At 73.1% G+C, this 13,061-nt stretch carries 13 protein-coding genes; 6 read left to right on the top strand and 7 right to left on the bottom strand.

From position 1 onward, the window contains the following. The first annotated feature begins 24 nt into the window (after nt 1-24). Nucleotides 25-825 (top strand): TVP38/TMEM64 family protein, encoded by an 801-nt coding sequence (locus ACZ4IF_RS23935; RefSeq protein WP_467565897.1) that lies wholly within the window; start codon nt 25-27, stop codon nt 823-825. 131 nt (nt 826-956) lie between these two features. Here the strand turns inward: ACZ4IF_RS23935 and ACZ4IF_RS23940 are convergent, their stop codons facing one another. Next, nucleotides 957-2,126 carry a thiolase family protein gene (locus ACZ4IF_RS23940; protein ID WP_467565900.1) on the bottom strand — a complete coding sequence of 390 codons (1,170 nt, stop codon included), beginning with the start codon at nt 2,124-2,126 and terminating at the stop codon, nt 957-959. A 102-nt stretch (nt 2,127-2,228) separates the two neighbouring features. Here ACZ4IF_RS23940 and ACZ4IF_RS23945 point away from each other — a divergent pair, with 102 nt between their 5' ends. Further along, entirely contained in the window at nt 2,229-2,690 is a 462-nt protein-coding gene (locus ACZ4IF_RS23945) for a winged helix-turn-helix transcriptional regulator (protein WP_467565902.1), read from the top strand. A 94-nt stretch (nt 2,691-2,784) separates the two neighbouring features. Here ACZ4IF_RS23945 and ACZ4IF_RS23950 read toward each other — a convergent pair whose 3' ends face one another. Genes ACZ4IF_RS23950 through ACZ4IF_RS23960 form a run of 3 tightly spaced genes read right to left on the bottom strand, consistent with a single transcriptional unit; the run spans nt 2,785 to nt 5,716 of the window. Further along, nucleotides 2,785-3,510 (bottom strand): cupin domain-containing protein, encoded by a 726-nt coding sequence (locus ACZ4IF_RS23950; protein WP_467565905.1) that lies wholly within the window; start codon nt 3,508-3,510, stop codon nt 2,785-2,787. Next, complete coding sequence (locus ACZ4IF_RS23955; RefSeq protein ID WP_467565908.1) at nt 3,507-4,448, bottom strand: DUF6807 domain-containing protein; 942 nt, start codon at nt 4,446-4,448, stop codon at nt 3,507-3,509. The genes ACZ4IF_RS23950 and ACZ4IF_RS23955 overlap by 4 nt, the downstream gene beginning before the upstream one ends. Beyond that, nucleotides 4,445-5,716, bottom strand: a complete 1,272-nt coding sequence (locus ACZ4IF_RS23960) for a Gfo/Idh/MocA family protein (protein ID WP_467565911.1) — start codon at nt 5,714-5,716, stop codon at nt 4,445-4,447. Before ACZ4IF_RS23960 ends, ACZ4IF_RS23955 begins: the two co-directional genes overlap by 4 nt. 333 nt (nt 5,717-6,049) lie before the next feature. Between ACZ4IF_RS23960 and ACZ4IF_RS23965 the strand changes: the two genes are divergently transcribed. Next, nucleotides 6,050-6,925, top strand: a complete 876-nt coding sequence (locus ACZ4IF_RS23965; protein ID WP_467565914.1) for an undecaprenyl-diphosphate phosphatase — start codon at nt 6,050-6,052, stop codon at nt 6,923-6,925. A 161-nt stretch (nt 6,926-7,086) separates the two neighbouring features. Beyond that, nucleotides 7,087-7,266 (top strand): hypothetical protein, encoded by a 180-nt coding sequence (locus ACZ4IF_RS23970; RefSeq protein WP_028800472.1) that lies wholly within the window; start codon nt 7,087-7,089, stop codon nt 7,264-7,266. A gap of 299 nt (nt 7,267-7,565) precedes the next feature. On the opposite strand, the gene ACZ4IF_RS23975 is transcribed toward ACZ4IF_RS23970, so the two are convergent. Further along, nucleotides 7,566-8,306, bottom strand: coding sequence for an SDR family NAD(P)-dependent oxidoreductase (locus tag ACZ4IF_RS23975; RefSeq protein WP_467565917.1), 741 nt, complete (start codon nt 8,304-8,306; stop codon nt 7,566-7,568). A gap of 238 nt (nt 8,307-8,544) precedes the next feature. Between ACZ4IF_RS23975 and ACZ4IF_RS23980 the strand changes: the two genes are divergently transcribed. Beyond that, complete coding sequence (locus tag ACZ4IF_RS23980) at nt 8,545-9,039, top strand: nuclear transport factor 2 family protein (protein ID WP_467565920.1); 495 nt, start codon at nt 8,545-8,547, stop codon at nt 9,037-9,039. A gap of 211 nt (nt 9,040-9,250) precedes the next feature. Further along, nucleotides 9,251-10,846, top strand: coding sequence for an apolipoprotein N-acyltransferase (gene lnt, locus ACZ4IF_RS23985; protein WP_467565923.1), 1,596 nt, complete (start codon nt 9,251-9,253; stop codon nt 10,844-10,846). Here lnt and ACZ4IF_RS23990 read toward each other — a convergent pair. Together ACZ4IF_RS23990 and ACZ4IF_RS23995 are read right to left on the bottom strand one after the other, a co-directional pair. Continuing rightward, nucleotides 10,764-11,675: a Gfo/Idh/MocA family protein gene (locus tag ACZ4IF_RS23990; RefSeq protein ID WP_467565926.1), complete on the bottom strand. Its 912-nt coding sequence runs from the start codon at nt 11,673-11,675 to the stop codon at nt 10,764-10,766. The two genes, lnt and ACZ4IF_RS23990, sit on opposite strands and share 83 nt — an antisense overlap. 16 nt (nt 11,676-11,691) lie before the next feature. After that, a complete protein-coding gene (locus tag ACZ4IF_RS23995) occupies nt 11,692-13,035 on the bottom strand; it encodes an FAD-dependent oxidoreductase (protein ID WP_467565929.1) in 1,344 nt (447 codons plus the stop codon). Nucleotides 13,036-13,061: the final 26 nt, after the last annotated feature.

Raw genomic sequence — 13,061 nt, forward strand, 5'->3', positions numbered from 1 at the left:
ACATTCGTCGGTTAGTGTCACCGGATGCTCGATGCCACCACCCGCTCTGGGGGCACCGCCACGGCCACTCCCCGGCCCGCCGCCACGGAGCTCGCCCTCACCACTGAATCCACCGCAGCCACGCCCGCGGCACTGATCGCCGGGCGTACCCGGCCGGCCGGCCGGTGCGGCAGAGTGCTGCTGTCGCCCTGGTCGCGCTTCTCGCTCCTCGTGGCGCTGCTCGCGGCGGCCGCGTCGACCGTTCTGCTGTTCGAACCACAGCGTCTGCTGGCCGACGGCTGGCCACCTCACCTCGGCGGCGCGGCGGCTGCCGCCGCGTTCGCCGTGGCGTACGGGCTGTGCACGGTCGCCTTCGTGCCCCGTCCGCTGCTCAATCTCGCGGCGGGCGCCCTCTTCGGCTCCCAACTGGGCCTGGGCACGGCGCTCGCAGGCACGGTCCTGGGTGCCGGGGTCGCCTTCGGGCTGGGCCGGGTGCTCGGGCAGGACGCGCTGCGTCCGCTGCTGCGCGGGCGCTGGCTGAAGGCCGCGGACGGTCAGCTGAGCAGACACGGGTTCCGCTCGATGATGGTGGCCCGGCTGTTCCCCGGGGTGCCGTTCTGGGCCGCCAACTACTGCGCGGCCGTCTCCCGCATGGGCTGGCTGCCTTTCCTGCTCGCCACCGCCCTCGGTTCGATCCCGAACACGGCCGCCTACGCCGTCGCCGGCGCGCGGGCCTCGACGCCGACATCGCCCGCGTTCCTGATCGCCATGGGCTGCATCGCGGTGCCGGGTCTCGTGGGCGCGGTGGTGGCGTGGCGCAAGCGGCACCATCTGCGCGCCACCTGACCGCACGACCGTACGCGGGCGTTCGCGTCCGCCCGCGCGGCAGCCGGGCCACGGCGGTGCCTGCCGCGTACGGGCAGTTCGCACCGGCCGGGCGGGAGCAGCTCAGGCGGCCTGCCGAGGCCCGCAGCGCACTACAGCGCTTCGATCACCATCGCGTTCGCGAGACCGCCCGCCTCGCACATCGTCTGGAGCCCGTAGCGGGCACCGCGGGTCCTCATCGCGTGGACGAGCGTGGTCGTCAGACGCGTACCGCTCGCGCCGAGCGGGTGGCCGAGTGCGATGGCGCCGCCGTGCACGTTGACCTTGGACAGGTCGGCGCCCGTCTCCTGCTGCCAGGCGAGGACGACGGCCGCGAAGGCCTCGTTCACCTCGAAGAGGTCGATGTCGCCGAGGGACAGTCCGGCCGAGCGCAGCACCTTCTCGGTGGCCGGGATGACGCCGGTGAGCATCAGCAGGGGGTCCGAGCCGGTGACGGCGAAGCTGTGCAGCCGGGCGAGGGGGCGCAGGCCGAGGCGGGCCGCGGTCTCGCTCGACATGATGAGCACGGCCGACGCGCCGTCGTTGACGGGGCTCGCGTTGCCCGCGGTGACGGCCCAGTCGATCTGCGGGAAGCGCTCGCCGAAAGCGGGGTCGTAGTACGCGGGCTTCAGCCCGGCGAGTATCTCGGTGGTGCTGCCCGGCCGGACGGACTCGTCGCGTGTCACGCCCTCCAGGGGGGCGACCTCCGCGTCGAACAGTCCGCCGTCCCAGGCCGCGCCCGCCTTCTGGTGCGAGCCCACCGCGAAGGCGTCCATCTGCTCGCGCGAAATGCCCCACTTGGCGGCGATGAGTTCGGCGCTGATGCCCTGGGGGACCAGGCCCTCCGGGAAGCGTGCGGCGACTCCGGGCCCGAAGGGGTCCTTGCCCGCCGGCACGTTGGACCACATCGGGACACGGCTCATCGACTCCACACCGCAGGCCACGGCGATGTCGTACGCGCCCGACATGACGCCCTGCGCGGCGAAGTGCACGGCCTGCTGCGACGAGCCGCACTGGCGGTCCACGGTGGTCGCGGGCACGGTCTCGGGGAATCCGGCGGAGAGCACGGCGTACCGGGTGGTGTTCATGGCCTGCTCGCCGACCTGGTCGACGGTGCCTCCGATGACGTCGTCGATGAGCGCCGGGTCGACTCCCGAGCGTTCGACGAGGGTCCGCAGTGTGTGGGCGAGGAGCTCCACCGGGTGGATGTGGGCGAGGGAGCCGTTGGGCTTGCCCTTGCCGACGGGAGTGCGTACGGCTTCGACGATGACGGCGTCACGCATGTTCGATCTCCAGACTCACTGAGTTCGTTTTCCAAACCCGCTAAGTGACTCAAGAGTAGCTTAGTGGGTTGGACAATCCAACCCACCCGGTAGACTGATGCCATGAAGGACGCGCGCCCCTGCTCGATCGCCGACACCCTGGCCCTGGTCGGCGAGAAGTACTCCCTGCTCGTACTGCGCGAGGTGTCATTGGGCGCCCGGCGGTTCGACCAGCTGGTCCGCAACATCGGCGCCCCGCGCGACGTGCTGACGGCACGCCTCAAGCGCCTCGTCGACGCCGGCGTCCTGGAGAAGGTCGAGTACAGCGACCGCCCCAAGCGGTACGAGTACCGGCCCACGCCGTCCGGCCTGGAGCTGGTGCCGGTCCTGATGACGCTGATGGCCTGGGGCGACCGCCATCTGCACGCGGACGGTGACCGCCCCATGGTGATCGAGCACGTCTGCGGCCACGAACTGGTCCCCCAGGTCGTGTGCGCCGAGTGCCGCGAGGATGTGCACCAGCACGACCTGACGGCCCACCCGCAGGCGCCGGGCTGGACGGTGACGGGGCCCGCGGTGGCTTAGGTCCCACCACTGCTCCGCGGAGCCGGCAGGGGCCGGGGGAGTCAGCGCTCGCCTGACCGCTTCGGCCCGTCCGGGCGGCCCGCCACCTGCCGGCCTAGTGGGTCCCCTTGTAGACGTCGAGCCACCCGCACATGCCGAACCGGCCTTGCGCTGAAGGCTGTTCGGCCCGGACGGCGGCGTCGGCGAGGTGCGACGCGTCGCCGCGCTCCAGCCGGTCGAGCTGGTCCCCCGTCGCCGCGGCCGCCGCCTCGGCACCCCGCCGCCACCGCTCGCGCCACTCCGCGAGGCGGGGTCGCACCAGCCGCGCCGCGGCCCGGTGGAAGGCGGCGAGCGGCTCGGGCCCGTCCGCGTCGCGCAGCGCCCGGTAGCCGTCGAGGGCCAGGTCCCGCCGGGCACGGGCGAAGCGGGCCTGCTCCTCCTCCGACGCGTCCACCGGGATCACCGTGGCCGCCGCGTACGTCTCGGGATCGGTCAGGTGCTCCGGGGGCAGTGTGAGGACCGCGTCGCCCGCCTCCGGCAGGCCGCTGTTCTGCATGAGGACCGTGATGCGCAGGTCGCCCTCGTCGACCAGCCGGTGGATCGTGCCGGGAGTGAACCACGCGACGGTGCCGGGCGCGAGCGGCGTGACCTCGTAGCCGGAGGTGGTGAGCGTCTGCACCGCCCCACGCCCTCCGGTGACGACGTACGCCTCCGAACACGTCAGGTGCACATGGGGAGTTCCCCCGCGAACGCCGTCGGCGGCGGGCCAGTCGTACACGCGGAGGTGCGAGACGGCGACGGCTCCGGGCAGCCCCGTGAAGCCGGCGGTCGCGGCGCTCACCAGGGGTGCTCTTCCAGGTACTTGGCCGCCTCGGCGGGCCCCCAGACACCGTCCGCCACCACCACCCGGTAGCGCCGGGTGAGGGTGTCCCCGGGCGCGAGCTCCAGTTCGTCGAAGAAGGCGAGCGAGGGGGCGACGGCCGCGAAGGGCTCGTTGCGGACGAACCAGTGGGCCGGATGCCCGCCGCGGGCCCCGGCGTGATCGTTCTCCGGGGCGTGCGCGAAGACGAGCGTGGCGTGCCCGTCGGCACCGTCGTGCTCCCCCGAGTACGCGATCCAGGGTGCCTGCCGCCCCATCAGCGCGGGCCCTTCGGCGTCAGGACCGACGATCCGCCCGCCGCGGAAGGCGCGCGGCCCGCGCCAGAACAGGCCGGTGTAGCCCGCCATCTCCCGCCCGGCGGTGGTCGGACTGCCGAAGCGCAGCGGCTCGGTGCGGCGATTGGTGACCGCGGTGGTCCAGGTCAGGGCCCAGGAGCCCGTCTCCGGGTCGATGTCGTGCACCTCTATGCGCCGCTCCTCGTCGGCCCACAGCTCGCCGTCGTACGGATGCCATGTGAGGCGCTCCGCGATCACCGCGCGGCCCCCGCCCGAAGCCACCTCGTCGAACGCAACGTGCGCCATCGACCCGACGCGCTCCGGGAGTTCGCGATAGCCCTGCCCGTGGACGTAGGTGTTGCCGCCCCACAGGTTCTGGCCGGAGAGGTGCGAGGCCGTCATCTGCAGGCCCTTGTGCCAACGGTGGTCGTTGGGCCGGTAGTCCGTGACGACGTCACCGGCCAGCGTCCGCAGCGGATGCAGGTACGGCTTCGGGGCCTCCCAGGCGGCCTCGGGCCGGTAGACGTAACTCAGCAGCTCGACCCCCGTGGTGGCGTCACTGATCGTGATGCGGTCGCCGTGCGCATGGACGACGCGCGGGCCGTCGGCCGGTGCTCCGGTCATGCCGATACCTCCTGCCCGACGCCGGGCGTGGTCTCCCCTGTCGTCCCGCCTGTTCCGGACGGATCCGGCGCCTCGCGCGGGCCCGGGGCCGCGTGCGCGCCGGGCGCGGCCGGTGCCCAGCCCGGGGCGCCGCCGTGCAGGGCCGTGTAGTAGGGGTCGCCCGGGCCGATCTCCCCGGCCCGGACGGTCGTGTCCGTGAACGCGGACTTGTACAGCGCGCTGATCAGTTCCAGGCTGGTCCGCCCGTCGGCACCGCTGCTGCGCGGCCGTTCACCGGCGCGCATGCTCGCGACCAGGAGCCGCAACTGCGCGAGGTGCGAGCTGGGCACGTCCTCACCGAAGTCCCGCCAGCGCGCCGCCTCCGTCTCCGGTACGTCCGGCGCCGGCGTGATGCGCCAGTTGTCGTTCCGGTGTCCGTACAGGTGGGTGAGCTCCACGGTGGCCCGTTCGCAGTCGACACGGATGCGGCTCACCTCGTCCGGACTCAGCACGCTGTTCACGACGGTGGCCAGCGCCCCGCTCTCGAACCGCACGAGGGCGGTCGAGACGTCCTCGGTCTCGATGTCGTGCACCAGGCGTCCGGCCATGGCACGCACCTCGGTCCACGGCCCCAGCAGATCGAGCAGCAGATCCATCTGGTGGATGCCGTGCCCCATCGCGGGACCGCCGCCCTCCGTGGCCCAGCGTCCGCGCCAGGGCACGGCGTAGTAGTCGGCGTTGCGGTACCAGGTGGTCTGGCAGTGCGCGACGAGGGGCCGCCCGAGGGCGCCCTCGGAGATCAGCCGCCTGACGTGCCGGGCGCCGGATCCGAACCGGTGCTGGAAGACGATCGAGGCGTACGGACCGTGGCCCTCGCTCTCCGCCGCCTCGACGGCGTCGAAGTCGGCGAGTGTCGGGACGGGCGGCTTCTCGCACCACACCCAGGCACCGGCGCGCAGCGCCGCGACGGTCTGCTCACGGTGCAGGGTCGGCGGGGTGCACACGGCGACCAGGTCGGGTCGCTGTTCCTCCAGCATCCGGTCCAGATCGGTGTAGGCGTGCGGGATCCCCGCCGCGGCGCAGAAGTCCCGCACGGCCTCCTCGGCGATGTCGACCGCGGCGACGACTTCCGTCTCGCCCTCCTCGGCGAGCCGGGCGAGCGCGGGGTGGTGGCTCCCGCGCGCTATGGCGCCCGCGCCGACGACGGCCGCCCTGATGCGGCGGCCCGCGAAGGGGTCGACCGCCGGGCGGCCCGGGAAGGTCTCGGTTGCGATGCGGGGTGTGGGCATGGACCTGATCAGCACTCCATCGGACGCGACGCCGGACGTTGGCCAACGCTTGTCGGCAGCGGGTGGAGCCAGGCCGGAGCAAGCGCTTTCCCTCGTGCCGCAACGTATGCGGCACCGCGGCGGCCGGTCAACACCTCGACCGAGCACCGGACAAGACCCGCACAGCCGCGGCCGAAGCCCGCCGACGGCCCCTCGCGCCCGCCGCTGCGAAGCCCCTGTGGCCGGTCTGTCACCCGCGGGCGCTACGCTGCCCTCATCGCCCGTGATCACCACACAAGCGTCACGGCGCGCCCATCGCCCCTTCCACGATCAGCACTTGGACCACGTAACTTCATGTCTTGGTTTGAATCCCTCATCCTCGGACTCGTCCAGGGGCTGACCGAATTCCTTCCCGTCTCCTCCAGCGCGCATCTGCGGCTGACGGCGGCCTTCGCCGGCTGGAAGGACCCGGGCGCGGCGTTCACCGCGATCACCCAGCTCGGCACGGAAGCGGCGGTGCTGATCTACTTCCGCAAGGACGTCGGCCGCATCCTCTCGGCCTGGTCCCGCTCGCTCACGAACAAGGCGATGCGCCGGGACCACGACGCACAGATGGGCTGGCTGGTGATCGTCGGCTCGATCCCGATCGGCGTGCTCGGCGTGACGTTGAAGGACCAGATCGAGGGACCGTTCCGCGATCTCCGCGTCACCGCCACGATGTTGATCGTGGTGGGTGTGGTCATAGGCGTCGCCGACCGGCTCGCCGCACGCGACGAAACGGGCGGCAGGCACCGGGCGGCCAAGCAGCGCAAGACACTTCAGGACCTGAACGCCAAGGACGGTCTGCTGTACGGCGTCTGCCAGGCGATGGCCCTGGTCCCCGGCGTCTCCCGGTCCGGCGCGACCATCAGCGGCGGCCTGTTCATGGGCTACACCCGGGAGGCGGCGGCCCGTTACTCCTTCCTCCTCGCGATGCCGGCCGTGCTCGCCTCCGGCACCTTCGAGCTCAAGGACGCCACCGAGGGCGGCCATGTCTCCTGGGGCCCGACGATCTTCGCGACGGTCATCGCCTTCACCGTCGGCTACGCCGTCATCGCCTGGTTCATGAAGTTCATCTCGCACAAGAGCTTCATGCCGTTCGTCTGGTACCGGATCGCGCTCGGCATCGTCATCATCGCGCTGGTGACGACGGGCGCGCTGAGCCCGCACGCGGCCGAGTCCGCGGGCTGAGCCGACGGCCCGCCGCGCAGCCGGGACGCCGTCCCGTGGGTGATGACGTACGGTTCACCGCCCCGCAGCACGGCTCCCGACCGTCGGCCGTGACGAAGCGCATACGGGATGAGTAGCGGTCCGGTAGCGCAGTGTCAGTCCTTGCCCCTAGGCTTGTGCGCATGTCCCCCGATTCCACACCCTCTGGTTCCGTGCGGTCTGCGGCCGCGTTAAACGAGCAGATCCGCGCCCTGTGGACCCGCGCAGGCGGTTCCCTGTCCGCCCAGGAGCGCGCGGAGTACGAGCTGCTCGTCGTGCGGTGGGCGGAGGCGATCCGGGGCGAGGTCGTCGAAGCCGCCTGACCGGCCCGGGCACAGCCGGCCGCACACCGCCCGCGGAGCCCTGGACGCGACCGGGGCACTCTGCCGGAGCCCACGCCCCATGAGCCCCTCCGAGGGCCGCCCGCGTGGAGGCGTCCTCCGAAGACGGTCCGCCCCTCCCGACACCGCTCGTGGAATCCGGGCCGGCCGCTGCCGACCGTCCCTCGTCCGGGGCCCTGGTGGCCCGGAACACGACGGCCCAGCACCCTCTGACCGGCAGCTCGACGCCGGGCCGGACCGCATCCGCGGTTCGGCGGCCCCGCGCCCGTCGTCCGCGCCCGTCACCTTCCTCCGGACACCCGGAGCACCGCGCCTGTCGTGTACGACGCCTCGGGGGACATCAACCACGCGATGGCGGCGGCGATTTCGTCGGCCTCGCCCACGCGGCGCAGCGGGATCGACGCGGCGGCCCGGTCGGCGCGGCCGGGGTCCCCCATCGTCGCGTGCATCTCCGTGTCGATCATCCCGGGCGCGACCGCGTTGACGCGGATGCCGTCGGGACCCAGCTCCTTGGCCAGCCCCGTCGTCAGCGCGTCGACGGCCGCCTTGGTGGCCGCGTAGTGCACGAACTCTCCGGGGCTGCCCAACGTGGCGGCGGCCGAGGACACGTTGACGATGACACCGCTCCCCCAGGCGGCCATCGTGCGGGCGGCGCGGCGCGAACAGAGCAGCGTGCCCAGCAGGTTGACCTCCACCACCCTGCGCAGATCGGCGGCGTCGGCGTCCGCGAGTCTGCCCAGCGGACCGGTCACCCCGGCGTTGTTCACCAGGCCCGTGACCGGCCCGAGCCGCTCCGCCGCCGTCTCGAAGAGCCGGTCCACGTCGTCCTCGTCGGACGTGTCCACGCGGGCGGTCACACAACGCGCTCCGGCCGCGCGAACGGCGGTCGCGGTCCACTCGGCGGCCTCGCCGTCACTGACGTATCCCACCACCACGTCGTGCCCGTCCGCCGCGAGGCGCCTGCACGTGGCGGCTCCGATCCCCCGACTGCCACCCGTGACGATCGTGACCGGACGTGTCATAAGAGCCTCCTGGCGCCAGGAATCGGTCACCTTCGACCGCATGCGGATCACCTACGATCCCAGACGGGCGGACGCCCCTGCCGGGACGGGAGCGTCCCGGCGCCGGGGCGAGCGGCCCCCTCCGGCGGGCCCCGGCGGCACCGGCCGCGGCCAGGGGTCACCGCGCGACCTCGAAGCGGCCACCGAATGTCGCCGCACGCCCCTTGGCGTGGCACGCCCCGTGGCCAACACTGAGCCGATGACGCAGCGTGTGGAGCTCGCCGCCGTGATGGACAGGCTCGCCGTGGACGGACTCGTCACCGAGTACGCCGTGGCCGTGGACGACGGCGACTGGGAGGCGTACCGAGGGTTGTTCACGGCGGACGGACGCGCGGACTACCGCTCGGCGGGCGGCATCGAGGGAGACGCGGCGCACATCGCGGAGTGGCTCGCCCGGAGCATGCAGTTGTTCCCCATGCGCCAGCACCTGATCGTGAACCGCCGGGTTCGGTTCGGGATCCTCGATCAGGACACCGGCGACACGGCCCGGGTGCAGGCGGACTACATCAATCCCATGCGGTTCGCGACACCGGACGGCACCTCGTCGGGACAGGACGGAGGTTCCACCGCGCCCGACTTCGTGTGCGGCGGCCGGTACGCCTTCGGTCTGGTGCGTACGGACGACGGCTGGCGGCTGCGGGAGGTGGTCGTCCAGGAGAAGTGGCGGCGCACCCCGGCGCCGGCGTCCTCGTGAACCCCTGAGGTCCCCCCGTGGCCTCCCGGGCCCCGGCCCCCACCGGCCGCTGAACTCCTGACGGCACCGACGGCCTGCAGAGTCCCCGACGTCCGTCGCGGCTTCCCGAACACCTGAGGTCACCGCGGGAACACGGCCCGTTCGAGGCCCTCTGTCGGAGATCGCCGAGGGCGCGCACACTGGAAGGACCACCTGGGGAGGGAGGCGCCGTATGCAGAGGCCGGACGGTGGGCCCGGTCGGTTCGGGCTGTGGCTCGGCTCTCCATGGCGGCGCGGGGTCCTCGCCGCACTGGCGGGCGCCCTGCCCGTGTTCGCCTTCCCCGCCCCGTCCTGGTGGTGGTTCGCATACGTCGCCCTGGTGCCGTGGATCCTGCTGGTCCGCTCGGCACCGACCGGGAAGCGGGCCGCCTACGACGGCTGGCTCGGCGGGCTCGGCTTCATGCTGGCCGTGCACCACTGGCTGCTGCCCAGCCTGCACGTGTTCACGGTGCTGATAGCGGCGCTGCTCGGGCTGCTGTGGGCCCCCTGGGCCCGGCTCGTGCGGCGGTTCCTGGCGGGGACACCCTCCGCGGGCCATGTCGCCGCCGCGCTGATCGTGCTGCCCTCGGGCTGGCTGATGGTCGAACTCGCCCGCTCCTGGCAGGGATTGGGCGGCCCGTGGGGTCTGCTCGGGTCGAGCCAGTGGGAAGTGGCGCCCGCGCTGCGGCTCGCCTCGGTCGGCGGTGTGTGGCTGCTCAGCTTCCTGGTGGTGGCGGTCAACGTCGCCGTCGCCGTCCTGATCGCGGTGCGCCGGTCCCGTGTGCCCGCCGTGGCCGGGCTGGTGGCGACCGCGGCCGTGACGTCGGCGGCGTGGGTGTGGTCACCGCGCCCGGACGTCGACGGCGGGGTCAGGATCGCGGTCGTGCAGCCGGGCGTCGTGGACGGCATCGGGAGCGGATCCGAGCGGTTCGCACGTGAGGAGGCCCTCACCCGCACGCTCGCCGGGAAGGACGTCGACCTCGTCGTGTGGGGCGAGAGCAGTGTGGGCTTCGACCTGGCGGACCGTCCCGACCTCGCGGACCGGATCGCCGCGCTGTCCCGGCTGACGGGCGCCGACATCCTGGTCAACGTCGACGCCCGCCGCTCCGATCGGCCGGGCATCTACAAGAGCTCGGTCCTGGTGGGCCCGCAGGGTCCGACCGGTGACCGCTACGACAAGATGCGGCTCGTCCCGTTCGGCGAGTACGTGCCCGCGCGTTCCCTGCTCGGCTGGGCGACCTCGGTGGGCAAGGCCGCGGGCGAGGACCGCCGGCGCGGCAGCGAGCAGGTGGTGATGAACGTGGGGCACGGGCTGCGCGTCGGCCCGATGGTCTGCTTCGAGTCCGCGTTCCCCGACATGAGCCGGCACCTCGCCCAGGACGGCGCCGGGGTGCTCCTCGCGCAGTCGTCGACGTCGACGTTCCAGCACAGCTGGGCGCCCGAGCAGCATGCCTCGCTGGCCGCGCTGCGGGCCGCCGAGACGGGACGCCCGATGGTGCACGCGACCCTGACAGGCGTCTCCGCGGTCTACGGCCCGAGCGGCGAGCGCATCGGCTCCTGGCTCGGCACGGGCTCGCACGCGGCGACGGTGTACGAGGTCCCGCTGGCCCGCGGGGTCACGCCGTACGTCCGGTTCGGCGACTGGCCGGTGTACGGGGCCCTGCTGGTGCTGGCGGCGCTGTGCGCGACGGAGGGCGTCCGCGCGGTCAGGCTGCGGCGATCCGTTCCTCGACCTCACGTACCACTCGCTCGCACAGTTCGTGGGTGGCCAGCGCGTCACGGGCGCTGAGCACCTTGCCGGCGTGTACGGCGTCGAGGAAGGCGAGGACCACCTGCTCGATGCCGCGTTGCCGGGCCACGGGGACCCAGTCCCCGCGCCGCCGCACGGTGGGCTGGCCCTTGTGGTCGATCACCTCGGCGAGGTTGACCACCTGGCGCTTGGTGTCCTGGCCCGAGACCTCGAGGATCTCCTCGTTCGATCCGCTGAGGCGGTTCATCACGCCCAGGGCGGTGAATCCGTCGCCGGCGAGTTGCAGCACGACGTGGTGCAGCAGCCCGTCCGCGACCCGGGCCCGCACGGTGACGTCGTCGACCGGCCCCGGCGCCAGGAACCGCAGCGTGTCCACGACGTGGATGAAGTCGTCGAGGACCATCGTGCGCGGCTCCTCGGGCAGTCCTATGCGGTTCTTCTGCATCAGGATCAGCTCCCGCGGGTGGTCGGCGCACTGCGCGTACCCGGGTGCGTAGCGCCGGTTGAAGCCGACGGCGAGGCTGACGTTGCGCTCCTCCGCCAGCCGGACCAGCCGCTCCGAGTCGGCGAGCCGGTACGCGAGGGGCTTGTCGACGTACGTCGGTACGCCGGCCTCCAGCAGTCGCGTGACGATCTCCGGGTGCGCGACGGTGGCGGCGTGCACGAACGCCGCGTCGAGGCCCTGTGCCAGCAGGTCCGCCAGGTCGGTGTGGCGCTGCTCCTGCGGCAGGTGCAGGCCGTCGGCCACCCGGTGGAGCGTCTCGGGCGTGCGCGTGTGCAGGTGCAGTTCGACCCCCGGCTGCGCTCCGAGCACCGGCAGGTAGGCCTTCTGCGCGATGTCGCCGAGTCCTATGCAGCCGACCTTCACTGAGCTCTCCTCGCGTTCAGGTGCCGGCTCCGGTGACCGGCTCGGGCCCGGCCGGACGGGTGGCCGGCGCGGCCTCGACGGAAGCATACGGCGGCTGCGGCGGTCGCCAGTCGGCGATGCCGTCGAAGCCCCGCAGCAGGAGCGCGGGCCCGGCCTTGGACAGCGCCGCGAGAGCCGCGTTGCGTACGGCGATGCCGGCGCGGCTGGTCATCATGTCGACCCGTGCCACCTGGACGGCCTTGCGGGCGACGGCGGCGGTGCGCGGCGCCCGTACCGCGGAGTACGCGGCGAGGTCGACGGCGTCCGGGCCGGCGTGATGGGCGAGGACGATCGCGTCCTCGATGGCCTGGTTGCCGCCCTGCCCGAGGGTCGGCGGCATCGCGTGCGCTGCGTCGCCGAGGAGGACCGTCCGGCCGCGGTGGAAGGCCGGCAGCGGTTCGGCGATGTGGTGGACGTCGTGACGCAGCACGTGCGCGGGATCGGCGGCGGCGATCAGGTCGGGGATCGGGTGGTGCCAGTCGCCGAACCGGCGCAGGAGTTCCTGCCTCTCGTCGGCGGCGCGCTGCCCGGCGGGGGCGAGAGCGGCGCCGTACGCGTAGATCCTGCCGTCCTTGAGTGGTTGGGTGCCCCAGATGCGGCCCCTCCCCCAGGTCTCGTGGGCGTCGAAGGCCTGGCGCGGTGCCGGGCTCACGATCCGCCAGGTGGTGAAGCCGGAGTAGACGGGCCCGGGATGCGCGGGGAAGAGCACCCGCCGCACACCGGAGTGGATGCCGTCGGCGCCGACGACCAGTTCGGCCTCCAGGCCGCCGTCCGCGGTGGCGACCAGGGCGGGGCGTGCGGTGTCGCCCGGGTCGGCGAGCATCGCCTCGGCGGCCGTCCGGACGGTGTCCGCGGGGAGCCGGGCGACGAGCCGTGCGACGAGCTCGGCGCGGTGCACGACCACGAGCGGGCCGCCGAAGCGCTCGGCGAGGGCGGAGGCGCTCGTGCGGGACACCCAGCGCCCTTGCGGGGTGCGCATTCCGCCGTCACCCTGCCAGGCGGCGAGTCCCCTGATCTCGTCCCCCATGCCGATCACGTCGAGCGCGCGGAGGGCGTTGGGTGCCAGGGAGATGCCCGCGCCGACCGGCGTGAGCGAGCGGGAGCGCTCCAGGACGGTGACCTGCCAGCCGCGCAGGCGCAGGGCCACGGCCGCGGTGAGGCCGCCGATGCCGCCTCCGACGACGACGACGCGGGGCCGGCCGGGCGGTTCCGTCGTGGCGTCCTTGGTGGCGGCCCGGGCGTCGGTGGGCTGCGCCACGGTTCGTGCCGCCACGGTTCCTGCCGCCACCGGCCGTGCCGGAACCTCGGGCATCTCGGTCATGGCTCCTCCTGACCCTCAGGGGTCAC

Source organism: Streptomyces sp. NPDC025784 (assembly GCF_055558435.1).

What these genes read in the sequence shown, in the direction of transcription:
- ACZ4IF_RS23935 (WP_467565897.1), top strand. Translation starts at nt 25, where the DNA reads ATGCTCGATGCCACCACCCGCTCTGGGGGCACCGCCACGGCCACTCCC.
- ACZ4IF_RS23940 (WP_467565900.1), bottom strand. Translation starts at nt 2,126, where the DNA reads ATGCGTGACGCCGTCATCGTCGAAGCCGTACGCACTCCCGTCGGCAAG.
- ACZ4IF_RS23945 (WP_467565902.1), top strand. Translation starts at nt 2,229, where the DNA reads ATGAAGGACGCGCGCCCCTGCTCGATCGCCGACACCCTGGCCCTGGTC.
- ACZ4IF_RS23955 (WP_467565908.1), bottom strand. Translation starts at nt 4,448, where the DNA reads ATGACCGGAGCACCGGCCGACGGCCCGCGCGTCGTCCATGCGCACGGC.
- ACZ4IF_RS23960 (WP_467565911.1), bottom strand. Translation starts at nt 5,716, where the DNA reads ATGCCCACACCCCGCATCGCAACCGAGACCTTCCCGGGCCGCCCGGCG.
- ACZ4IF_RS23965 (WP_467565914.1), top strand. Translation starts at nt 6,050, where the DNA reads ATGTCTTGGTTTGAATCCCTCATCCTCGGACTCGTCCAGGGGCTGACC.
- ACZ4IF_RS23970 (WP_028800472.1), top strand. Translation starts at nt 7,087, where the DNA reads ATGTCCCCCGATTCCACACCCTCTGGTTCCGTGCGGTCTGCGGCCGCG.
- ACZ4IF_RS23975 (WP_467565917.1), bottom strand. Translation starts at nt 8,306, where the DNA reads ATGACACGTCCGGTCACGATCGTCACGGGTGGCAGTCGGGGGATCGGA.
- ACZ4IF_RS23980 (WP_467565920.1), top strand. Translation starts at nt 8,545, where the DNA reads ATGACGCAGCGTGTGGAGCTCGCCGCCGTGATGGACAGGCTCGCCGTG.
- lnt (WP_467565923.1), top strand. Translation starts at nt 9,251, where the DNA reads ATGCAGAGGCCGGACGGTGGGCCCGGTCGGTTCGGGCTGTGGCTCGGC.
- ACZ4IF_RS23995 (WP_467565929.1), bottom strand. Translation starts at nt 13,035, where the DNA reads ATGACCGAGATGCCCGAGGTTCCGGCACGGCCGGTGGCGGCAGGAACC.